Source organism: Micromonospora saelicesensis, assembly GCF_900091575.1.
GTDB classification, from domain to species: domain Bacteria; phylum Actinomycetota; class Actinomycetes; order Mycobacteriales; family Micromonosporaceae; genus Micromonospora; species Micromonospora saelicesensis.
In genome coordinates, this window is record NZ_FMCR01000009.1 from 53,328 (window position 1) to 74,363 (window position 21,036).

The 21,036-nt window shown below is 67.3% G+C and carries 25 protein-coding genes; 11 read left to right on the forward strand and 14 right to left on the reverse strand.

What is annotated here, in order from left to right; all coding sequences use genetic code 11:
- Positions 1-304 precede the first annotated feature (304 nt).
- Positions 305-2,014 (forward strand): DUF6119 family protein, encoded by a 1,710-nt coding sequence (locus GA0070561_RS30115; RefSeq protein ID WP_141710495.1) that lies wholly within the window; start codon positions 305-307, stop codon positions 2,012-2,014.
- A gap of 88 nt (positions 2,015-2,102) precedes the next feature.
- On the opposite strand, the gene GA0070561_RS30120 is transcribed toward GA0070561_RS30115, so the two are convergent.
- Positions 2,103-2,624, reverse strand: a complete 522-nt coding sequence (locus GA0070561_RS30120) for an NUDIX domain-containing protein (RefSeq protein ID WP_208603885.1) — start codon at positions 2,622-2,624, stop codon at positions 2,103-2,105.
- 40 nt (positions 2,625-2,664) lie between these two features.
- Positions 2,665-4,023 (reverse strand): NsdA family TPR-like regulatory protein, encoded by a 1,359-nt coding sequence (locus GA0070561_RS33985; RefSeq protein WP_208603886.1) that lies wholly within the window; start codon positions 4,021-4,023, stop codon positions 2,665-2,667.
- A gap of 217 nt (positions 4,024-4,240) precedes the next feature.
- On the opposite strand from GA0070561_RS33985, the gene GA0070561_RS33855 reads away from it, so the two are divergent.
- Complete coding sequence (locus tag GA0070561_RS33855; protein WP_167362535.1) at positions 4,241-4,402, forward strand: hypothetical protein; 162 nt, start codon at positions 4,241-4,243, stop codon at positions 4,400-4,402.
- A complete protein-coding gene (locus GA0070561_RS30125; RefSeq protein ID WP_091408210.1) occupies positions 4,389-5,633 on the forward strand; it encodes a helix-turn-helix domain-containing protein in 1,245 nt (414 codons plus the stop codon). Before GA0070561_RS33855 ends, GA0070561_RS30125 begins: the two co-directional genes overlap by 14 nt.
- A 28-nt stretch (positions 5,634-5,661) precedes the next feature.
- Here the strand turns inward: GA0070561_RS30125 and GA0070561_RS30130 are convergent, their stop codons facing one another.
- Both GA0070561_RS30130 and GA0070561_RS30135 read right to left on the reverse strand, forming a co-directional pair.
- On the reverse strand, positions 5,662-6,531 hold the full coding sequence (locus GA0070561_RS30130) for a hypothetical protein (protein ID WP_141710496.1): 870 nt from the start codon (positions 6,529-6,531) through the stop codon (positions 5,662-5,664).
- Between the two features lie 80 nt (positions 6,532-6,611).
- Positions 6,612-7,079: a peptidase inhibitor family I36 protein gene (locus GA0070561_RS30135; protein ID WP_091408216.1), complete on the reverse strand. Its 468-nt coding sequence runs from the start codon at positions 7,077-7,079 to the stop codon at positions 6,612-6,614.
- Positions 7,080-7,535: 456 nt separating this feature from the next.
- Between GA0070561_RS30135 and GA0070561_RS30140 the strand changes: the two genes are divergently transcribed.
- Positions 7,536-7,877, forward strand: coding sequence for a GlsB/YeaQ/YmgE family stress response membrane protein (locus GA0070561_RS30140; protein ID WP_181539213.1), 342 nt, complete (start codon positions 7,536-7,538; stop codon positions 7,875-7,877).
- Positions 7,878-8,108: 231 nt separating this feature from the next.
- On the opposite strand, the gene GA0070561_RS30145 is transcribed toward GA0070561_RS30140, so the two are convergent.
- The 4 genes from GA0070561_RS30145 to GA0070561_RS30160 all read right to left on the reverse strand — a co-directional run bounded on the left by GA0070561_RS30145 (position 8,109) and on the right by GA0070561_RS30160 (position 9,841).
- The gene (locus GA0070561_RS30145) at positions 8,109-8,531 is read right to left on the reverse strand and encodes an SHOCT-like domain-containing protein (RefSeq protein WP_091408218.1); all 423 of its coding nucleotides are present in this window, start codon (positions 8,529-8,531) and stop codon (positions 8,109-8,111) included.
- An 11-nt stretch (positions 8,532-8,542) separates the two neighbouring features.
- The gene (locus GA0070561_RS30150) at positions 8,543-8,800 is read right to left on the reverse strand and encodes a hypothetical protein (RefSeq protein ID WP_091408220.1); all 258 of its coding nucleotides are present in this window, start codon (positions 8,798-8,800) and stop codon (positions 8,543-8,545) included.
- A complete protein-coding gene (locus GA0070561_RS30155; protein ID WP_208603887.1) occupies positions 8,800-9,177 on the reverse strand; it encodes a DUF2089 domain-containing protein in 378 nt (125 codons plus the stop codon). The genes GA0070561_RS30150 and GA0070561_RS30155 overlap by 1 nt, the downstream gene beginning before the upstream one ends.
- A gap of 220 nt (positions 9,178-9,397) precedes the next feature.
- Positions 9,398-9,841: a hypothetical protein gene (locus tag GA0070561_RS30160; RefSeq protein WP_091408225.1), complete on the reverse strand. Its 444-nt coding sequence runs from the start codon at positions 9,839-9,841 to the stop codon at positions 9,398-9,400.
- A 152-nt stretch (positions 9,842-9,993) separates the two neighbouring features.
- On the opposite strand from GA0070561_RS30160, the gene GA0070561_RS30165 reads away from it, so the two are divergent.
- A complete protein-coding gene (locus GA0070561_RS30165) occupies positions 9,994-10,326 on the forward strand; it encodes a YciI family protein (protein WP_091408825.1) in 333 nt (110 codons plus the stop codon).
- A gap of 186 nt (positions 10,327-10,512) precedes the next feature.
- Here the strand turns inward: GA0070561_RS30165 and GA0070561_RS30170 are convergent, their stop codons facing one another.
- A complete protein-coding gene (locus GA0070561_RS30170) occupies positions 10,513-11,586 on the reverse strand; it encodes a glycoside hydrolase family 43 protein (protein ID WP_244166495.1) in 1,074 nt (357 codons plus the stop codon).
- A gap of 146 nt (positions 11,587-11,732) precedes the next feature.
- Between GA0070561_RS30170 and GA0070561_RS30175 the strand changes: the two genes are divergently transcribed.
- Both GA0070561_RS30175 and GA0070561_RS30180 read left to right on the forward strand, forming a co-directional pair.
- Complete coding sequence (locus GA0070561_RS30175; RefSeq protein WP_141710497.1) at positions 11,733-12,074, forward strand: hypothetical protein; 342 nt, start codon at positions 11,733-11,735, stop codon at positions 12,072-12,074.
- Positions 12,075-12,330: 256 nt separating this feature from the next.
- On the forward strand, positions 12,331-13,335 hold the full coding sequence (locus GA0070561_RS30180; protein WP_091408230.1) for a hypothetical protein: 1,005 nt from the start codon (positions 12,331-12,333) through the stop codon (positions 13,333-13,335).
- 244 nt (positions 13,336-13,579) lie between these two features.
- Here GA0070561_RS30180 and GA0070561_RS30185 read toward each other — a convergent pair whose 3' ends face one another.
- Entirely contained in the window at positions 13,580-14,464 is an 885-nt protein-coding gene (locus GA0070561_RS30185; RefSeq protein ID WP_091408233.1) for a S41 family peptidase, read from the reverse strand.
- 504 nt (positions 14,465-14,968) lie between these two features.
- On the opposite strand from GA0070561_RS30185, the gene GA0070561_RS30190 reads away from it, so the two are divergent.
- Together GA0070561_RS30190 and GA0070561_RS30195 are read left to right on the forward strand one after the other, a co-directional pair.
- Positions 14,969-15,859: a GNAT family N-acetyltransferase gene (locus tag GA0070561_RS30190; RefSeq protein ID WP_091408236.1), complete on the forward strand. Its 891-nt coding sequence runs from the start codon at positions 14,969-14,971 to the stop codon at positions 15,857-15,859.
- Positions 15,860-16,124: 265 nt separating this feature from the next.
- On the forward strand, positions 16,125-16,946 hold the full coding sequence (locus tag GA0070561_RS30195; protein ID WP_091408238.1) for an HARBI1 family protein: 822 nt from the start codon (positions 16,125-16,127) through the stop codon (positions 16,944-16,946).
- Between the two features lie 99 nt (positions 16,947-17,045).
- On the opposite strand, the gene GA0070561_RS33370 is transcribed toward GA0070561_RS30195, so the two are convergent.
- Together GA0070561_RS33370 and GA0070561_RS30200 are read right to left on the reverse strand one after the other, a co-directional pair.
- The gene (locus tag GA0070561_RS33370) at positions 17,046-17,231 is read right to left on the reverse strand and encodes a hypothetical protein (protein WP_141710498.1); all 186 of its coding nucleotides are present in this window, start codon (positions 17,229-17,231) and stop codon (positions 17,046-17,048) included.
- Between the two features lie 85 nt (positions 17,232-17,316).
- Positions 17,317-17,982 (reverse strand): TetR/AcrR family transcriptional regulator, encoded by a 666-nt coding sequence (locus GA0070561_RS30200; RefSeq protein ID WP_091408241.1) that lies wholly within the window; start codon positions 17,980-17,982, stop codon positions 17,317-17,319.
- A 101-nt stretch (positions 17,983-18,083) separates the two neighbouring features.
- On the opposite strand from GA0070561_RS30200, the gene GA0070561_RS30205 reads away from it, so the two are divergent.
- A complete protein-coding gene (locus tag GA0070561_RS30205; protein WP_091408244.1) occupies positions 18,084-18,998 on the forward strand; it encodes an SDR family NAD(P)-dependent oxidoreductase in 915 nt (304 codons plus the stop codon).
- A gap of 105 nt (positions 18,999-19,103) precedes the next feature.
- On the opposite strand, the gene GA0070561_RS30210 is transcribed toward GA0070561_RS30205, so the two are convergent.
- Together GA0070561_RS30210 and GA0070561_RS30215 are read right to left on the reverse strand one after the other, a co-directional pair.
- Positions 19,104-19,712 carry a hypothetical protein gene (locus GA0070561_RS30210; protein WP_091408247.1) on the reverse strand — a complete coding sequence of 203 codons (609 nt, stop codon included), beginning with the start codon at positions 19,710-19,712 and terminating at the stop codon, positions 19,104-19,106.
- Between the two features lie 54 nt (positions 19,713-19,766).
- Positions 19,767-20,486 (reverse strand): DsbA family oxidoreductase, encoded by a 720-nt coding sequence (locus tag GA0070561_RS30215; protein WP_091408250.1) that lies wholly within the window; start codon positions 20,484-20,486, stop codon positions 19,767-19,769.
- Between the two features lie 115 nt (positions 20,487-20,601).
- Between GA0070561_RS30215 and GA0070561_RS30220 the strand changes: the two genes are divergently transcribed.
- The gene (locus tag GA0070561_RS30220) at positions 20,602-21,033 is read left to right on the forward strand and encodes a winged helix-turn-helix transcriptional regulator (protein WP_091408252.1); all 432 of its coding nucleotides are present in this window, start codon (positions 20,602-20,604) and stop codon (positions 21,031-21,033) included.
- Positions 21,034-21,036 lie beyond the last annotated feature (3 nt).

The following is a 21,036-nucleotide window of genomic DNA, read 5'->3' on the forward strand; positions in this document are numbered from 1 at the left end:
CCAACTGGTCCTTGTTGAGGTATATGGGTGTCGCGGTTGATTGCCGAGCGTTCTGTGGTGGGCAGATCCTCAGGGTTAGGTGGTAGCTGTTCTTAGAACGTGTGTTCCCCGGGTCGATGGTCGCTGCCCGCCCCGCTTGGGAGGATCCGTTTGGTCACCTTAAGCTGTCCGGCAGGCTGTGCCACCGTCTCATTACCATGCCGCGACAAACTCCACCTGTCGGATATCTGGCAGGCTGAGAGCGCTCGGGTTCATCCTTGACTGAGGGACGATATCGAATCTCCCTGTCCCGGAGGTGGTTCAGATGCCGAGAACGCCCGCACCCTCGAACCAGACCACCCTGTATCGCCTGAGGCGCGAAGAGGGGCTTTCCCTGAGTGACTATGTACAGGAGAAGTACCTCGATCGAGGTTTCAACCCTGCGGAGGTCCAGCTTATTGAGGTCAGCAGCCTCCTTGTATATGGCGCCATCTCAAAGGATCGAGCATCCTGGGTAGAGCACGCTGCATCTCTCACCGGAGTTTCGCCTGAGATTGGAAACACCACATCAGCCGGCACTCTTCTAGTTCCTTACCACGAATTCATATATGCACTCACGTGGGGAATGGGTTTCCTGATCCTGGATCCCAAATATATGGACGCCGGCTTCGGCATACGTTTCGCCATTAGAAAAGCTGACCCGCGCCGTGTTCGGTCGGTAACAACCAATGCGATCGACGCACTTCCTCGGACAGCTAAGACGTCAATCTTAGGCGGTGCGGCACTTAGCGCCTTCCGCATTGAAGAAATTGGCGAAGTTCTGCACCGCATGGTCGTGGCAGTGCCGAGCGATGGACTTACATGCGAGCGCCCCGACAAGAAGAACTATATTACTGTGAGAGGCGCTGACGCTCTTAACGTACCTCTAGGCAAGTCACCCGACCAGTTGCTAAGTGATATATCTGTAATCCATAACGTAGTGCAGAGTCAGCCCGTGGTGCCGGGCCTTGAGCATCTTGAGGGAACGCGGCCGCTCAAAAATGACCACCCTGCCGTAGCGGCCCTAGAACAGAAACTGTCCGCAAACCTGGCGAACCAGGACGGTGGCCGCCTGGCTATGTCGTGGCCCGCAGAGTGGGAAGACGATCGCGGGGAAGGGACAAAGTTCAAGTTTTCCGGGTTCGGGCAAGGATTCAACGAGACGACGGAAGATCTAGAGTTAGAAGACGTGCTTGAACCCCTCAAAACTTTCCCTCCCGATCAGCAATTCGCTTGCCTAAAGCGAGGCAAGATCCAGGCATTGAACAACGATGGCGACGTAATCAGCAGAGCCATCGCGGCGAACAAATGGCTTACGTTTGAGACGGATCACAACAGTCAACGGTACGTTTACAGCCGGGGCCAGTGGTATAACGTTGGCGGAGCATACATATCCCTTCTTCAGGATCGGGTGGGGAGAATCCTGGAAAATGCCTGGGATGTTGAGCTGCCGAGCTGGCCTCAAAAGTGGAAGAAGCGCAAGAGTTCCGGAGAGGTGTATCTAGGACCAGCGCCCGAGGGTGACTACAACATCCACGTTGCAGGCTCTGACAGCCGTTTCACCTGCCTTGACCGCAAGCTTCTTTACACAGAGCAGCATCCGAGCGGCATCGAATCGTGCGACCTGCTAGGGCCGTCGCTTGAACTAATTCATGTAAAACGCCTAGACGACTCCGTTTCAGCAAGTCACCTATTCGCGCAAGCGCAGGTGTCGGCCGAGGCCTTATGTCACCAGGTGGACGCATTAGAACGATTCTCCGAACAGGTCCAAAGGCAGAGCGCGGACAAACGGTCAATTCCTTCAGAATTTCGACCAGCGCGAGTGGTCTTAGCCTTCGCTGGCCGTGACGCAACGGTCGCCAGCCTATTTACGTTTTCCCAGGTGACTTTGCATCGCTGCGCTCAACGCTTAAATGATTTAAGTATTGAACTCCTGGTGACGTCGATCAAAGATGACCGAAATTTGCCCCCAGCTACAAGTGCGATGGGACACTGAGCTCGGGAGGATGCTGTCACGGGTGCTAATAGCGGATCACAGGAAACCTCGAAGAACATCAACGCCAAATCGTAGAAATAGATCGGAGCTAAGGCGCAGCTTTGAGCTGGCGGGCGACTGACGAGTCCGCCCGTGCGGCCGCGCCTCCGGCGAGGTAAACCGCAGCGCATCGGTCACGGGCATATATTGCCGCCGGAACTCGTGTGGCGACGTTGGCGGGAAGACGCTGCTCGGCCTCTTGGCGCGAGAAGAAGGCGATGTTCTCCAACTCCTGTTCCGGCAGACTAAGGCCGTCAAGGCCGGCAATGGACCCGCAGTCGAACGTAAAGCTGATGATGGATCGAGGCCGCTGCCCGGCGGGCGGTGCCCAGTCGACTACGAGAAGATCGCCCACCGCCAGGGCGACCCCCAGCTCCTCTTGGATCTCCCGGGCGCAGGCATCGTGTGGGTATTCGTCCTCGTCCACGTAGCCGCCAGGAAAGGCCCAGTGGTCGCGGTATGTGGGCTTGACGAGCAGCACATTGCCCGCCGGGTCGGTGATGAAGGCTGCGGCGGCGGCGTAGAAGGAAGCCAGGTTCGCGTACCACGTGGCGGGCTCCGTCCAGGTCACCTCGGTGACGCTAGCGGATGTGTCTAGCTGCGCTCTTGCTCTAGATGGCTGCCGGCATGGCCGCGAGGGTATGCAGGACCTCGTTGACCTGGGGTGATGCCTGCTGCGGGCTGAGCGTGGTAGCGAGTTCGTGGACGCGCTGTCGGACACGCGCCGACTGGATGCCCGCAACATGCTGCCTGAGCTTTGAGGCCCAGTCGCAGGCGGCGTCGGTGTCTCCAGCGCGGGCGTGCGTCGTGGCGACGAGGGCGGTGTGCAGGGCACGCGTCCGAGTGTTTTGGCTGTGGAGTGTGAGCGCTTCGGGAGCGTGTCGGAGGGCCTGTGTGTACAGGTGCAGGTCGCCCAGGCACCTCAGCGCGGCCCCGGCCAGGTGGGCAGGGCTGAAGTAGCCGACCCAGCGCGGCCCCGGATCTGTGCCCGTCCGGTCGACAGCACGCTCAGCCCTAGTGAGGGCGAGCTGGCAGGCACGTCGCTCGCCGGACTGTCCGTAAGCGGTAGCTGCGGTGGCGTGCAGCCGAGCGAGGACTGCGGCGGGTGCGCGGCCGGCACCATCGATGGCTGCTTCGACAAGCCGGGCCGCCTGTCGGGCGTGCCCCAAGAACACAGCCTGGGTGGCGAGGTTGGCCAGCAAGTGAGCGCCGTAGAGGCGGTCGTCACCGGCCTTGGCGAGCCGCAAGCCGAGCGTCACATGATGTTGCGCCATGGCATGTTCGCCCGCGTCGTACGACATGAAAGCGAGTTGGCCGGAGAGTGTTGCCGCTGCGCGCATGAGGTCGCGCCCCACGGCATCGGTGTAGGTGCCGTGCATCATCGGCGTGACCTGACGCACCAGGAAGTCGGCCATGACAGCGCGGGTGCGCGGAGAGCCGCTGCCATGACGTCGGTCAAGATCGGTGAAGTGGTCCGCCAGCGCGTACAGCGATTGAACATCGGTGGAGGTGACCTGTTGCCGGCCGTTCCGGCTGACCGCCTTGTCGGGCAGGTCATACCGCCAGCCAAGCGCCGCCTCTAGCGCTTTGCCGCTATCGAACACCCCGCTGTCCTGTTGGCTGAGGCGCTTGGCCAATTTCGTCCAGATCAGCTCGGCGGTATCGATCGCCCCATCGACGGTCGCAGGGTAGACGCACATGCCGATGCTCTCGGCCGCGCCAAAGCCCAGCTCGGTCACGCCGACCGAGCGACCGAGCTTGCGGGCTAGGGTCTCAGCCATCGCGGCCTGGGCGTGCTCGCCAGGCCGACGACCGCGCAACCACCAGTAGACGCTGGCAGCGTCGTAGCGCCAGGCGCCCTCATTGCGGCCGGCGTGGTTGAGCTGCCGAGCAAAGGCGGCGTGAGCGTTACCGTAGCCGGCGGCAAGTAGCAGCCCCTCGAACGCTGCGTTCGTCACCGGTCGCGCCATGGTTCCGCCTCCAGGCATCAGTCAACTACCAACAGTGACGACCCTATTAGTTGCCGAGGTCCTATGGGGACCGGCGCAACCCTGCGCAACCCACGTCTTGAGCAGCGCAACCGAGCGCACTACTTGCCATCTGGTCCGTCGATCGGCAGCCCGCTTCGCTGATCGGACGGGGTTCTGAGTGACGGCAAACGTCACACCCCGGCCAGCGGAGGTGTCGATGCAGGGCGACCAGTCGGCGAACAAGGGTGAGCAGTCTGAGGCGGCCGAGCGGGAGGCCGCCAAACAGCGCCTCCTCGCCCAGGCCGAGGCGGAGCGCGTACCCGTGGACGACACGACCCGCGCGGTCCCGGACCGGCGGTGGCGGCGTGACCAGCGATGACCTCCCGATTGGTCGCCGGGTGGCCCGCTGGCGGGTGCGGCGGTCGATGACGCAGCAGATGCTTGCCGACCGGTTGCGCAGGTCGAAGAGCTGGGTGGACAAGGTGGAGCGGGGCGTGCGCGCCCTGGACCGGTACTCGGTGATCCAGGAACTGGCCGACGTCCTGCGGGTCGACCCGGAGGTGCTGCTCGGCCAGCCACGGAGCACCCCGGCGGGCACGCCGGACGGGGTGGAGGACATTCGGGCCGCGCTCGCCCGCTACGACACCCCGCAAGCCCAAGAGCAGACGACAAAAGAAGTAAGAAGGCAGGTCGGGTACGCCTGGCTGAGCTACCAGCACGCGCACTACGGCCAGTTGGTGCGCGTCCTGCCGAGTCTGCTCGACGCCGTCCAGGGCGTGCGGTCGGCGGAGCTGCTGGTGCAGGCGTACTGGATCACCTCGTCGCTGCTGGTGAAGCTCGGCGAGGCCGACCTCGGCTGGCTGGCCGCCGACCGGGCGATGTCCGCCGCCGGCGATGACCCGATCCTGGCCGCAACGGCGACCATCTCGGTAGCCCAGGCGCTCCGCGCGTCAAACCGCGACCGCCTAGCCCTAACGGCGGCCCTAACCGCCGCGAACCGCATCACCCCCACCCCAGCGCACCCCCGTGATCATGAGGTTGACGGGCCTCATGAAGATCAAAGCGACCGTCAACCTCATGATCACCGGGGCGGAGGCAGGGGCGAGCCGCAGCGGTCGGCGGGGGAGTGGGCCGTGGGTGGGACGCTGCTGCTCCAGACCGCCCTCGCTGCCGCCGGCTGCGGCGAGAGCCGCCGCGCCGACGAGCTGATCGACCGGGCCGCGGGGATCGCCGCCGGGCTGAGGGGGTACGACGACACGCACCACACCAGCTTCGGGCCGATCGCCGTGGAGCTGGCGCGGGTGGTGGTGGCGCAAAGGGATGACGCCGGCGAGGCGTTGCAAAGGCACTCGACCTTGGTGCGGCGGGAGGCGTGGCGGCGGTTGCCGGCCGAGTATCGGGGCGCGTATCTGGTGGACGTCGCGCGGGCGTACCTCCAGGTGGGTGACGTGCGCGGCGCTGCCCGCGCGCTCGTCGACGCGGACAGCGTCGCGCCGGCTGAGGTCCGGTGCCGGCCGTTGGCGCGTACCGTGATCGCCGATGTCGCCCGCGCGCAGCCGGCGCCGGCCGGTGTGGCGCGACTGGCCACGCTGGTCGGCCTGACCCGCTGACCGACCTTCCCGCCGGTCGCGGCTGGCCTCACCTCGTCGCCAGCACGCGTCGGCCATTGGCGAGCCGGGCGCTCTTGGCCTGCTCGTAGCGTTGGATGTCGGCGGAGCGGCTCGCGATCATGCGCTGCTGGTGCTCGACCATCGCCGCTTGCCAGATCGTCACGAGGTCCGTGCTGTCCTTGCACGCGACGTCGGCCACCGCGGTCCGGCGCTCCACGTCGCTGGGATGGTCGGTGCTCCACCGTGGGTCGTCGTTGGCCTGCCACGGGTCGGCGTAGGTGAACCCCTTACCGGCCACGCAGGTGGACCAGGCCCGGAAGCCGGCCTGAACCCGCGGGTCCTGCTCCGCTTGTTGGCCGGCCCGCAGGGCCAGGTCGTAGAGGAGCGTCTCGCCGACCGGGGGCCCGCCCTCGGTCAGGCGCCGGTTCGCCTCGCCGAGGCAGCCGCCCTCAGGGATCCGGCCGCCGGCCGGCTCCGGTCCGTCGGTGCCGAACCGGGTGCCGGTCAGCGCCAGCGCCGTCTTTTCCGGAGGCGGTGGAGGCTTGTCCTCAGCCGCGTCACCGCCGGGTGCGGCGTGGTATCCGAGGTGCTGCGCCTTGTCGTGCTTCACCAGCCCGTACAACCCGTCGCGTGTGGCAGCCGGGTCGGTGTGGTGCGGTTCCGGCGGCCGGTAGGAGATGCCGAGTCGGCGCATGCAGGCCACGACAAGTTTCGCCTCGGCCCGCTGGAGAAGCAGATCCTCGTCCCCGGACGGAAACAGTCGGTCCAACGGGAGGCTCATGGCCGCCACCGGTGTTGGCCCTGCGGGCCGCTGCGCGGGACCGCTCGGGTCACAGGCGGCCCCGGCACCGACGGTCAGACAGGCCAGGGCCAGGGCGGCGAATTGCCTACGGATCATGGGCATGAAGACCTCGCTCAGGCTGGAGGGGCCCGCGTTGCCCGCTGTTTCGCGGCCGACGCGAGCCCCTCGATGCGGTCCTAGGGGCGGCAGCGGGTCTGTGGCTGGCCGGCCCAGACAAAGCAGAACGAGCTGAATCGGTCGTCCCAGTGGTTCCCGTTCTGGTCCCGGTCCAGCGTGAGGTTCAGGGCCTCGTCCGACTGGCCGCTGTTGGCCTTCTGCCGCCAGAAGTAGAGGCCCCGGTAGTTCTCGTGCTCGAAGAGGCGGACGGCATTCTGCGTGTCGTAGTTGCGCAGCGAGCTGACGTTGTCATGCAGCAAGCAGTCCGAGGTGCAGGCAGCCACGAACGACCATTGCTTGAAGTCCGCAGTGGTCGAAAGGGTGTCGTAGCGACCGCCGCGTAGGTCGGGGTGCTGCCACATGCACAGTTCGCCGCTCTCGCACACGCCGTTGCGCGACGTCGCCGCCTGGGCCGGGCTGGCCACGGCCAGGAGCCCGCCGGCCGCCAGCGCCAACGCACCGAAGAACGCCAGGATTTGTCGCTTCATGAGTCTCCTTAGCTTGGGGATCCTTCTGCCGGAGCTGAGTGATTGTGCTGGTGGCACCGGTGTGGACGAGGTCAGTCAACCCCCGGGGTAGCGGCGCGGCCGAGACATTCGAACCAGTTCGAATCTCGACCCTGCCCGGGGTCTCCCGGGCTGCCGCTAGGGGTCCGCCCGGTTTGGTGAGGGGCGCCCAGGTGCGCCCGCGCGGGGGTGGTCGGTGGGCGGGCGTTGGTGCGTACCGTGATCGCCGACGTTGCCCGCGCGCAGCCGGCGCCGGCCGGTGTGGCGCGACTGGCGACGCTCGTCGGCCTCACCCGGTGAAGGGTCACGCGGTCGTCCACGACCAGCACCGTTCACAGTGAACGACGCAACCCTCCACACCACCGGTGGCCGGGGCGGTGTTTCCGGGAACGTGAAGTTCGGGCATGTACCTCGGCAGTGCTGGAGGGAGATTCGGCAATGCTGGTAACTGGTTATCTCGGCGCGGTGCTCATCGGTGCCCTCGTCGGCCTGCTCGGCCGACTCATCCTGCCGGGGCGGCAGCGGATCGGTGTCTTCGCCACGTTCGTCATCGGCGTCGGCTCGGCGGTGCTGGGCACCGTGGTCGCCCGGGCGCTCGATATCGACGACGGAGCCGGCGTGAAGGTGTGGGTGCTGCGCTGGGACTGGGTCGTGCTCGCGATCCAGCTCGGCGTCGCGATCATCGCCGTGGCGCTGGCGAACATGCTCACCTTCACCCGGCTTGCCGGCGGCGACGACAAGCCCCGTCGGCGGGTCCGCCGCAGCCAGGCCAAGGGCTGAACGAGCGAACAACCCCGGGTGGCCGCGACGTGCGCTGCCCTGTCGTCGGCTGTCCCAGCTGACGTGTGCGGGACGGCGCGGAGGGACCACCCGTCCGGGTGGTCCCTCCGCTGTTTCGCTGGTGAGTGGCTAAACTTCAGGTTGGCAGTTCACCTGTGCTCTGCTGCGGCGGGCGCAGCCTCGGGAGGGTGTTCCCGCACCCTCTCGAGGGGCCGTCCCATCGGACGGCGCCTACTCGCAGAAGACCCGCACTGTGGCATCGGGTGAATCCACCTCCACGGTCACCTCGTCGAGGTGCTCCACGAGCGCCTCCAGCTGCTCGGGCTTGAGCTGCGTCAGGTCGATCGGCACACCCGAGTCGCTGAGTGAGGCATTGGCCTTGACCAGGGCCTGCGGAGGGACCAGCGCCGCCAGCCGTACGCCAGCGCGCAGCAGTTGCAGTGGCACCCGCACGTTGACCCGCGACGGCTCGCCGTTGTCGGTGGCGTCCACCACCACCCGCAGGTACTTCACCTTGCCCTTCGGTCGGGCGTCGAGACTCCCCGTCGCCGGTGCCTGATCCCGTTCGAGTGCGGCGATGAGCTGCTCCGCCTCCTCTGCGGTGATTTTGCCGGCGACCAGCATGTCGAGGATGTCCTTGCGTTGTTCGGTCATTCGAACCTCTCCTATCGGATAGCCACGAGCACGGCCGTGCGGCCCTGCTCGATGTCGAAGCGGGCGCCGGGCAGCGCGGAGATGACACGCCAAGCGGCGCCGAGTGCCCGCACCACACCAATGCGGAACACGACGCAGGCCACGATCGCCGCCAGCACGACCAGGACCACGACCGGGAAGAGCACGAGCGCCACGGGGAGCACCGGAACCCAGACGCGGACGGGTCGGCGGTCCGGGCGGTTGACCTTGACGGTCACCAACTGCGGCATCACGTCGGGCCGCCCAGCTCGGCCAACGCCTGCTGTGCGGTGATCTCACCGCGGCGCAGCCGGTCGATGACGTCGGCTCGCGAAGGCGCCGGGTCGGTCTCGACGAAGTCGAGCATCTGCGTGATCCGGTTGAGTCGTGACTTGATCGTCGGGTAGCTCACCCCGAAGATGCGTTCCATCTCCTTGATCGAACCGTGGCAGCGCACGAACGCCGTGACGAACACCTGATCATCGACGTTGAGCTGAGCCAGTTGCGGTGGCTCAAACTCGCCCTCGATCGCGACGCCGTTGCTCGCCAGGCGCACCCGCTCGACGACGAAAGGCTGCCCTCGCGTCAGGCTGGTCAGGTCCTGCCAGTCCATCGCCTGTCCTGTCATACCTTAAGTTGTATCTTAAGAATCCTCAACTTCCAAGAGTCTGATCTTAATTTTCCTAAGGTGCGCTCGGTTGGAAGAGGCCTGGGTCGATCTCGCCGCCGGCCGGGAATGCGAAACCGCGGCGGGACCCGAAGAGGTCCCGCCGCGGTCGAAGGGTGTTGCTTGCCGGGTGCCCAGCGGCGGGAGCGGGTGACCCCGACTCCCGCCCGCGGCAAGCGGATCAGCACATCCGGATGTACCAGACCGGCGAGAAGTCGACAGCCTCCCAGGCGACTCCAGAGCTGAAGCCGCGGATCGGGTTGCGGTTCTGGTCCATGATGTCGGCCCAGGCGCCCCAGGTCTGGTTGTTGTAGATGGAACCCCAGCCGTTCCAGTTGGTGAGCGAGTACCACCGACACTGGTACAGCACGAACATGCGTCCGCCGAAGTAGGTGTCGGTGTAGACGCAGGTGGCGGTGTAGGGGCAGGGGCCGACAGCCTGGGACGAGACGCCGCTGATGCCGGCGTTCGGGTTGTCGGAGGCGATCGCGTTGGCCGGGTTGGCCGGTTGCGCCGCGACGCTGACGACCGGTTGGTCAGCCGGGCCTGCGGTGGCGGACGACGGCACTGCCAGCGTGGCGATGAGGGCCGCGAAGGCCGCGATCAGGAGCATGCGTAGCTTCATGCATTCACGATGCCCGATGGGCACGGAAGCGGAGAGTGTCTCGCCTGTGACGGAAAGTACCCCTTCTGTTGAGGTGTCAACGACCTGGTATTTCAGCCGGGGTCGTGATTGTGACTCGGCGGCCAGCGCAGGCGGCCACTAAGATGCACGGGGTGGGCAGGTTCCTGGCGCTCTTCAACGGCGCCGCTGACGAGGCCGACAAGGCCGAACTCACCGAGCAGCAGCAGGCCGAGTTCATGAACGCCTGGGCGTCATGGGCGCAGGCCAACGAGAAGGCCATCGTCGACCCCGGTGCTCCCTTGTACGCGAAGAAGCGGGTCACGGCGCGAGGTGTCGAGGACTTCACCGACGCCCTGATCGCCTACACGATTGTGGAAGCGGACTCGCACGACGAGGCAGTCGAGATCTTCTCCGGGCACCCGCACCTGGGACTGTTCGCCGGAAACTCCATCGTGGTCCTGGAGTGTCCGCCGCCGCCCAGCTGACACGCGCGCCGCCCACGATCCACTCGCCTTTAGGGAAGTCGGGGTGTCCCGGCTCCGTAGACGCCCCGACTTCACGGAACCCGAGTCGATCTCTCACCACTGGTCGGCAACACGGAACCGCGGCGGCACCCGGAAAGGGCCTCGGGCGACAGGAGAGACGCCAAGGCTAGACGATAACCATCGATATCACTCGAAGAACTTGATGCTGAATCCGGTGTCGGACGTCGGGCCGGGCACGTTGGCGCGGCGGTAGGTGGTGTTGCCCCACCAGCAGAAGGTGCCGGTGTACCAGTAGCGGTTCGCCCAGGAGTACGCGGTGCCCTTGGGCACCCCGTGGTACATCAGCGGGAACCTCGGCCCTGCGGGTGGGCTGGTGGCGATGTCGCCGTTGAGCAGCACGAAGCTGTGGTGACCAGGCCCGTTCACGTACAGGGTGGGATCCCAGCCGGCCATCATGGTGGCCCGGTTCGAGCCGAACAGGCAGCCGTTCGACTTGTACCAGTCCCACACGTACGTCGGGTCGCCGCCGGCGCGCAGCCGCAGGTCGGCGAGGCAGTACTGGTCGCTCCAGCTGCCGTTGGCGGAGTAGACGATGTGGAGCTGCCCGTCAGGGTCCTTGATCGCCTCGGGTGACTCGTTGATGAACGGGTTGCCGACGACGCGCTCCCAGCTCTCGCGGGGCTGGGAAATGATGTACCGGCCACCGGTCGGGGTGAGCGGGTCGCTCATCCGGCTGAGGTAGATGTTCTGTTCGACGTTGGTGTCCCCGGCCCAACCCGACCAGACGAACCACCGCTGCCCGTTGAAGGTGAACAGGCTGCCGTCGATGGCCCATTTGCCGTCGGGCAGCCCGAGCTGCCGCTCGGCCGTGTAGCCGCTGACCGGTGACGCCGAGTGGATCGCGTACATGCGGTGGGCGGTGCCGCGCCCGGCCGAGAAGTAGATGTAGTAGCGGCCGCCATCAGTGACGATCTCCGGGGCCCAGACCTCACCGAGGTTGCGGCTGTCCGTCCAGACCTGCCGCGCGGGTGCGGCGGCCAGCGCGTCGGGAGAGGCCGCCTGCCGCACGGCGATCCCGCCGTTGACCGACTGGACGGAGATGTAGGTGCCGCCGACGCGGATCACGCTGGGGTCGGCGGCTCGCATGCCGGTCTGCCCGGCCGCCGCCGGCGCGGCGCCGAGCAGGGACAGGCCGGTGGTGAGTACGACGGCCAGCAGGAAGGAGAGGAGTCGCGGAAGGGTTCGGCTACCGACGTTCACGATCGGGATTCCTCTCCTCGATGGAGCTGGAGGCAGCAATCGACACCCATAGATTAGGGCAGGAGTTGCTGTGCCACAGTGTTTCCGCGAGCAGGCATCGGAGCTGGCAGTCACTGGCGGGCATGGGTGCGCTAGCGTTCGGCCCCATGGAACCCGTGGACGTGGTCTTGGCCGTCGTGTGCGCAGCGGCCAACCTGGCCATGGCCGCCGTGCTGCTGGTCAGGAGCCGTGGGGGCACGGCCGTACCCCGGATCTTCGGCCGCCGACAGCCCCTTCCACGCCTGCGGGCCGCGATGCATGCCTGCCTGGGGCTGGGACTGGGCGTCGGCCTGCTCGTCAAGGACATCTTCCCGCCGGACTCCACGGGCGACGCGGTGGTGTTCCACGTGGTGAGGATCTTGCTGGTGGCTGCTGGCGTCACCGCCCTGCTGAGCGCCCTCCGGTACCCGCGATCCCTCCCTGGCGAGACCGCCCGCCAGGGGCGGTGACCGGGCGTCTCATAACCTTCGGCAGGGTTTGCTGTCGGCCGCGATGAGCCCGCCGCCCACTTGCCGACGTGTTGGTGGCTTCGCAACCAGACGGATACCGCTACAGCGATCACCACGAAGATCGAGCGCGGCGAGCGGCGAAAGCGCGATCCGACGGAAGTCCGACGTTGGGCGTCCAGTCGCTCACGCAGGGTCCAACCTGGAAGCCGGCTCGCCATCAGGGCGATCAGTACACAGAGGAGGTTGGAGAGTTCAGATGCTGATCATCGCGGAGGAAAAGGACGCCTACCCACCGAACGGTCAGATCCCCAACATGGACACCGACGCGAAGGCGTGCCGCGACATCCTGACCAGGATCGAACCGCTCCTGCCCACCGACCTTCGGGGAGAGGTGATCGGTGCCTTGGTGACCTGGTCGGAGAGCGTGCTGAAGCCGGGTCAGAGCTTCGGTACGTGGGCCGAAGCCATCACCGTCGCGACCAGATACGCACGGAGCGACCCCGCCCTTAAGACCGACAACAGTCAGCGGCGTCGTGACCAGGCCGTCGACGACGACGAGGTGGTCAAGCTCAAGGCGGCGCTGGGGAGTACGGGCAAGACCGGCGACCCGCAGATCGCGTTGCGCGACGAGAGCCGCAGGTGGGCGAACTGCGGGATGGCGGCGTTCCAGATTCGCGAGCTGTTGCACGCCGCAGGCGGAAAGCCGGCCAGCGTGTCGCGCGAGACCTACGGGAGTGGCGGCGGCGACGCGCTCAAGAAGGCGTTGCTCGTCAAGCCGGTCGGCACCGCTACCGTCCTGCTGCTCGACTGCCAGTTCCCGCAGGTGCACAACTTCATCATCGAGGTGCACCACGACGGGTCGCGCTACCTTGCCCAGGGCTACCAGGGCACCTACTTCGCCCACTGGTGGCTCGGAATCAACGACAGCTACTCCTCCAAAAAGCCCACGCCAGAGATTCTCGCTCTGCGCGAACGGTACGGGTTGGGTCGGGCGATCAGCCCGGAGAATTACGCGGCCCTGCTGGACGGCCTGGTCGCGGCCGTCTCGTCCGACTGGCAGGAGACCGCCAACCAATGGTCGGCGTTGCCGTTCAACCCTGACCGGCAGGAGATCGACGGGATTCGCCGCCGGTCCGGATCGCCGACGCTCCTCGTCGAGGTGTTCGAGCTGGGCAAGCCCGCCGTGGCTCGGGCGGCGCTCGGCGACAACGGCGTCGCGTCGCTCAGCGAGCTGGCCACCCGAGGAATGGCAACGACCTGACACGGCCTGCTCGGCGACGTACTCGTGCTCAACGTGCAGGCCCTGCTGTACCTGGCTTCTGGTGCGGTCGCCTACTTTGGCCTGCGCACCGTCCGGCAGCAGCGGCGCCCCGTCGTACGGCGGCGCGCCACCGTCGACGTCGGGTAGACCATGCGCGCGGCGGTCCGGCGACAGGCGTGGTCCACGGCCTCAATCCCGCTGCTGCCGCCGGCGGCCCAGCGACGGCCGCCGACGCAGCCGCGCTCTATGCGCCCGAGATGGCAGTGAGTGCCGTGTCGAGTGCCTGGTCCGCCGGGACGGGTACGTCGGGGACCACTCCGACGCCCTCCCAGTTGGTGCCGGTGACGCTGTTGATGGTCCGGGCGGTCGGTACGGTCACGAGGATGTGTTCGGTGACCGGGTGGCGGGCCGTCGGATGCGCGCCGCCGCGCGTCGTCTCACCGACGACGACGGCCCGGCCGTGCGCCCGAAGGGTGTACGCCACGTCTTCGCCCCCGGAGAACGTCACCGCGCTGGTGAGCACGTGGACCGGGCGGTCGGTGTAGCGCGGCGCGGGCAGGTGCACGGTCGTCCAGAACTGGCGGGTCGCGCCGGTGGACCGCTCGTAGAAGTCGTTGAGGTGCACCTGGTCGTCGCGGAAGAAGTAGCTGCACCACATCGCGGCTCCCTCCGGTGTTCCGCCGGAGCAGGCGCGCAGGTCCAGGATGAGCGCGGAGCTGAGGGCGACCAGTTGCATGGCCGCACCGATCGCGGCGGCGCCTTCGTTCGCGTACGCGATGCGCCGCACGTCGATGAGCCCGACGTTGCCGTTCAGGTGCTCAGCCCGGCGGATCCCCTGGTTCTCCGCCCTGAGCAGCGCGAGGAACGCGGCCCGCCCGCCGTCTTCGTCCGCTGGATCCAGCGACTGCGGCTGGTCCGACCACAGCAGCCGCAGATGCTTGTCCGGGCACACCTCCTGCAGGTGAGCGGTTACCGACTCGCCGAGCGCCGGCCCGTCCAGGTTGTCGTACTCGCCCGCCGCGAGACGGCGCCGGATCGCGGCGTCGAGGTCCGCGACCTTCCCAGGAAAGACGTACCCCGCCTCGATCCGGTCCAGGGCCTGCCCGATCATCTGTTCGTTTGAGAGCACGGCGGGCCACGGTAGACCGCAATCAGCCCCACGACCAGCGAGTTTCGCACTGACCCAGGTGCCACGAGGTGTGGCCGTAGCCCGTCCACTGTCAGCCGTCAGAGCGTCGCCGTCTTTCTCTGAGCACAAAGCCCACGGCCACGAGGAGCAGCCCAACCGCGATCAATCCGCCGGCCAGGTACCGGAAGATCGGTTGGACCTCCGGCCAGGCGAACTGTGCCGCGGCGATCAACACGAAGAATGCGAGTACGACCAGTGAGCCTTTTCGCGCAATGACCTGACCACTGAGAGTGACTGTGCGCCCCGACGGGGATCGCCTGGTGTTGTCGCTGTGGCAGCAAGCAGCGCTCCAGCGGCGTCTCGGGCGCGTACGATGCGTACCGGACAAGCCTGACACCCCGCGCTGGCAACGTTGCGGAGTGCCTCATCCGGCGGACCGTGACGAGGGTGCCGTCTTCCTGTAAATCGATCGCGCCAGGCCGCTTCCTTGGGTTGGGTGCACCAATGAGCATAATTCTGAGCACCCCGAGCGTTGAGGAAATGTCGCCAGCGGTCGATGCGCTCAAGCGGTGGCAGTACGACGGGGGGCCCCTGCAGCTTCATTCCGGCGACCTCGGCTGGCACTCGCTGAATGGTGCCGAGGCTACAGCCGCTGCCCTCCGGGTGTGGTCGCGAGACGGGGAGGTTCTCGCGATCGGGCTGCTGGACGGCCCCCGACTGGTGCGCATGGCCGTCGCTCCCCACTGGCGCGATGACGAGGCACTGACCCACCGGCTCGTCGCCGATCTGGACGACCCGGCACGCGGTGTCCTGGCTCTCGACGGCGCGACCGTCGAAGCTCGGCGGGCCGACCTCCTCACCCAGTTGCTGCTGAAGCGGGGCTGGGAACGGGACGAGCCGTGGACAACGTTTCACCGCACCCTCTCGAACCCGGTCCAGGAGTGCGGTTTGCGCATCGAGACGATCAAGCCCGATCGCGCAGAGGTGTGGGTCGCTGTCCACTGGTCCGCGTTCCGCGGCTCGACCTTCACCGATGCCGACCGACGCCGATTTCTCGGACGCTGGCTCGCCATGGCTCGTGGCCCGTTCTACGGTGACGCACGCAGCCTCGCCGCGTTCGACGAGAACGACGACGCCGTGGCGGTGGCGGCCGTGTGGTCAGCCGGCCCCGGGCGGCCGGGACTGCTGGAACCGTTGGGCGTCCACCGCGGTCACCGAGGCCATGGTTACGGCACAGCGATCACGCTTGCCGCCGCCGCGGCCCTTCGCGACATGGGGGCGTCCAGCGCGAATGTGGGCGTGGAGTGCTCGAACGTCGGCGCCGTGGCCACCTATGCCTCGGCTGGCTTCACTCCGTCGGCTGACGTGGTCGATCTGCGCCGGGGCCCCCGGTGAAGGATCTGGCCGCGCGGCGCGGTGGCCGCCTGGGCGTCCCTCGCAGCGGCTGTGACCTTCCCAGGTGAACTTGTTCCCTGGTGCACTGGACCGAGAACTGAGCGGACACCGAGCCCTCTCCGCGTATCGGTGTTAGTGGGGCGGGTAGCTGCTTCGACGGTCGATGGGGACACGCCCGACCTGTTGCGGTGCAAGGGAAAGACCCAGAACCCCGGTATGAAGTGGTCCTCTCACAGATCAACTTCAGGTGGGGTCCTGCGTCGCCATGAGTGTCACGTACACCGCCGAGCTGTCGGTACGCGAGGAGACCGTGTTGTTCCTGTCCGGGCTCCTGCACACGCAGCGGCGGCGACTCGGGACCCGTACCGGGACGCGGTCGCTGAGCTGCTTCAAGCAGGCGATTATGGTGATCCGCTGGTTCCTTGACGGCACTCGGGTCAAGCAGTTGGCCGGCGACAACCAGATCAGTTCGTCGGCCGGCTACACCTACCTGCACGAGGGCATCCGGGTCCTCGCCGCGCACGCGCCCGGCCTGGAGTCGGTGCTGTTGGCGGCGAAGATGGCCGGCTACGCCCACGTCAACATCGACGGGACCCTGATCAAGACCGACCGGTGCTGCACCCCTGGACCGACGCCGGGAGTGGATCTGTGGTGGTCCGGCAAACACGACAACCATGGTGGCAACGTGCAGGTCGTGACCGCTCCGGACGGGTGGCCGCTTTGGACCTCACCAGTACGGCCCGGCCGGGAGCACGACACGACCGCCCTCCGCGAACACGACATCCTGCCCCTGCTGACCACTTGGACCAACGACCAGCGGCGGATTCTCGGCGACCTCGGCTACGAAGGCGAAGCCGACACGATCACGACCGCGTTCAAGAAGCCGCGCAACGGCACCTGCACCAACGTGCAGCGGCAGTTCAACAAGGCCCACAACGGCGTCCGCGCCATTGGCCAACGTGGGAACTCCCTGCTCAAGACCACCTTCAAAGCGCTACGCAACGTCAGCCTGTGCCCCTGGAACATCGGCAGGATCACCGCGGCGGCCCTCGTACTCCTGCACGTCGAGCACAACCGCACCACCTGATCACCCAACGCCACGACCCGTTACGCGGAAAGGCTCAGTGCACCTGTTACTTGACGACGCAGCATCGTGAACCTCCCCCTGCGAACCTGCGTGCCTTCCTCAATTCCGCTGCTGCCGCCGGCGACGCAGCAGGTGCACGAGCACGGCAGCCAGAACCAGGATGATGATCACGGCGGATGTGCCCACGAACGCGTCCGGATAGCGCTCACCGACAGTGCTGGCGAGCACGTACCCGATGATGGTGCCCAAGACCACGAGGAGTATGCCGAGAGTAGGTCGCTTCACTGGCCTCACTCCTTTGAGGACTCACACCTGACCCTCTCGGATGTGCTCGAAGTTCTCGTCGGCCAAACCTCGAGAGCCTTCCGACTCAGGAGCGCGGCAGCATGCCCACGAGCGACGTGATGATGGCGACCCGCAGGGCTGTCCGTAGGTCGACATGGTGGACCGCGAGCGCCGGCTCGGACTCGTAGACGGCGAGCAGGCTCGGTGGCGGCGACGTGTAGGCGGACAGCGCGCCACCCATGATCAAGGTGTTCAGGCAGAACAGTTCGGCGTTGTCGCCGACCTCGGGCAGGTGCCGCCGGACGAGGCTGGCCATGGCCGCGAGCTTGCCCAGTGCGGCCCGCTTGTGCCGGCGGGCCACCTCGACCGAGACGTTGTGCTCGAGCACCCCGCCCTGCGCGCCGAAGAGATCGCAGAGCACCGTCTGGGCGGCGAGCGACCGGCTGAGCACGTCTGCCACCTGCTCCGCGCGTTCCAGCGGGGACCCGCTCAGGTCGACACCGTGGGCCAGCTCCTGCTCCAGCTCGGCCAGCCAGGTCGTCGTCCGGTCGTCCAGCAGGTCGAGCAGGATCGCCTCGCGGGACTCGAAATAGCGCAGCACGGCCGTCTTGGCCAGGCCGACCCGCCGGCTCAGCTCGTTCAGGGTCACCTCGGCCACCGGCATCTCGTCGAGCATCGCCGAGGTCGTCTCCAGGATCGCCCGGCGCCGGACCGCACGCTGCTCCTCGCTGCGCGCCCGCTGGAACGTCATGACGCCAACCCTAGCTTAGGTACCGGCGGTCCCTTGACAGCGTACCGCCGGTACCTTACCGTTCAGGCATAAGTTACCGGCGGTACCTAAAGGAGCCTGAGATGAACTGGACCGAGCAGCAGATCCCGCGCCAGGACGGCCGGGTGGCAGTGGTCACCGGCGCCAACACCGGGCTGGGCTTCGAGACGGCCCGGCGGCTCGCCGAGCGCGGGGCATCGGTCGTGCTGGCCGTGCGCGACACGGAGAAGGGCAGGCTGGCCGCCGCCCGGATCAACGGCGACGTCTCCGTACGGGAACTGGATCTGGCCTCGCTGGAATCGGTGCGCGCCGCCGCGGCCGGCCTGCGCGCCACCCACCCGCGGATCGACCTGCTGATCAACAACGTCGGCGTGATGTACACCCCGAGGCGGACCACCCGCGACGGCTTCGAGATGCAGTTCGGCACCAACCACCTGGGCCACTTCGCGCTCACCGGCCTGCTGCTCGACCTGCTGCTGCCCGTGCCCGGCTCCCGGGTGGTCACGGTCAGCAGCAACGGCCACCGCATCCGCGCCGCCATCCACTTCGACGACCTGCAATGGGAACGTTCCTACGGCCGGGTCGCCGCCTACGGCCAGTCGAAGCTCGCCAACCTGATGTTCACCTACGAGTTGCAGCGTCGGCTCGCCGCGCACGGCACCACCGTCGCGGTGGCCGCACACCCCGGCATCTCCAACACCGAACTGCCCCGCAACGTCCCGGCGGTCGTCCGTCGACCGCTCACCTGGTTGGCCCCGGCGATCACCCAGCCCGCGACGGCGGGCGCGCTGCCCACCCTGCGGGCCGCCACCGACCCGTCCGTCCTCGGCGGGCAGTACTACGGCCCGGACGGTCTCGGCGAGGCGCGCGGCTACCCGAAGCTGGTCACGTCCAGCCCCGACTCCTACGAGGTGAGCGTGCAGCAACGTCTCTGGGCCGTCTCGGAAGACCTCACCGGCGTGCGGTTTCCGGTGGGCAGGGCCGCCGTCGCGGCGTGACCGTGCCCGGGGCGGGCACGCGGTCCGGGCGCGGGCAAGGGTTGGCGACCGTGGTCGATCACAGACGGCGGCGGCCCGGCGGGAGGCGTGGCGGCGGTCAGGTGGTCAAGGAGCTGTCGTCCCTGCCCTCCGCCTGGCCAGTGTGTCGCGGATGGTGAAGACGACGAGCGAGAGCGGCACGAAGACCCACAGCTGGAGCACTGTGTAGCGGCGCAGTTCCCGGTTGGTGTCGATGCCTGCCAGTTCGGCGTCGAGGGCACCGGGTCGCATCAGCATGAGCGCGTACGTGGACAGCGGTGCGTAGTTGAGACCTGCGCCGGTCAGCCACAGGCCGAACGCTCGGCCGCCGAGGTCGTTCGAGGACGACAGCAGCCAGACGCCCCACGTCACCATGACAACTACGCCGATGAGGAATTCGGCCAGAATGATCCGCCGTCGGCGGGTGGTTCCTCGGCTGCCGTACATGTCGACGGCCGCCAAACGACGAACGTTCACCAGAACGATGGTGCCACCGACGGGCAACCCGTCACAGAGTCGGGCGGGACCGCAGGGGACCCGGAACGGCCGGATCACCCACGGGCCGGTGGCGCCGGCCGACGCCGGGCTGCCGGTGCCGACCAGCGTCGCCGCGATCACGACGAGCATCGTCACCAGGCTCGGGTGGGCGATCCACTCGCGGTCACGGAAGTCGGGGTGTCCCGGGAGCCAGGACACCTCGACTTCACGAAACCCGAGTCGATCTCATACCACCGGCCGGGCAACGGGACCTCAGGTGGTGCGGTCGGGCACCGCGCACCCGTCCGGGGCGCACATGCCCTCGGTGTCGCTGATCACCGGCAGCGGCTGCGGCGTCGGGTGGCTCTCGGCCCACGCTTTGTCGATGACCGCGAGCAGGTCGTCGAGGCCGATCGCGCCGGGAACGGCGAAGCGGCCGTCGAAGACGAGGAACGGCGCGCCGCGTGCCCCGAGGCGCTGTGCCTCGCGCTGGTCGGCCGCCACGCGGGCCCGGTAGCGGCGGCTTCGCAGGGCGTCGGCGGCTTCGTCGTGGTCCAGGCCCACCTCGGCGGCGAAGTGGAGCACCTCCTCGACGGTCCACAGCTTGCGGGCCTGCCCGAAGTGCGCGCGGAACATCGCCGTCCAGGTCTCGGCGCCGCGCCCCTGGTCGGTCGCGTAGGCGAGCAGTTCGTGGGCGAAATCCGTCGGCCCGAGCGTGCGGTCCACCGCGTGGTAGGGCGTCAGACCCTCCGCCTCGGCCGCCCGCTCGATGGGCCGCAGGACCCGGTCGACGGTTGTCGCGGGAGCCCCCGCCATCGTGATCAACTCCCGCTGACTGACCCCCGCGCGGGGCAGGTCGGGGTGTAGCTGGAACGACCGGTGGATCACCCGCACCTGATCGCCGTACGGGAGCCGGTTCAGGGCCTGGTGGAGCCGGTGGTCCATCAGCCCGCAGTACGGGCAGACGATGTCCGACCAGAACTCGATCTTCATGGTGCTCCTCAGTGATTCTCACTTCTTGTTCGTAGCGCCATGATGCATCAGAATCGGAGGGCCACAAAAGGTACATTCATGTGCGTAGCGCGGGCTACGCGGAGGGGTGGCGGGGATGAGCGCAGGAGATCTTCGGCGCAGACGCACCAACGTCCGGGGCAACGTCCGAGCCGCTCCGGGGCCCTGCGCGCACTGGAACGACGAGGACGCCGACTTCATCCGCGAGGTCCTGGACCTCGTCGGCGACAAGTGGAGCGTGCTGATCATCGGCACGCTCGCCGACGGCCCTGTCCGCTACTCGGACCTGGGCGACGCGATCCCCGGTATCTCCCAGCGCATGCTCACGCTGACCCTGAAACACCTCCAGCGCACCGGCCTCGTCACCCGGACGTCGTATCCCGAGGTGCCGCCCCGCGTCGAGTACGCCCTCACCGACCTGGGCAGGTCGCTACTCTCCACCGTCCTGGCCCTGGCGGCCTGGTCCGCCGACCACCACGCCGAGATCCGCCGCCACCAGACCGCGTACGACAGCCGCGCCGCGACCTGACGG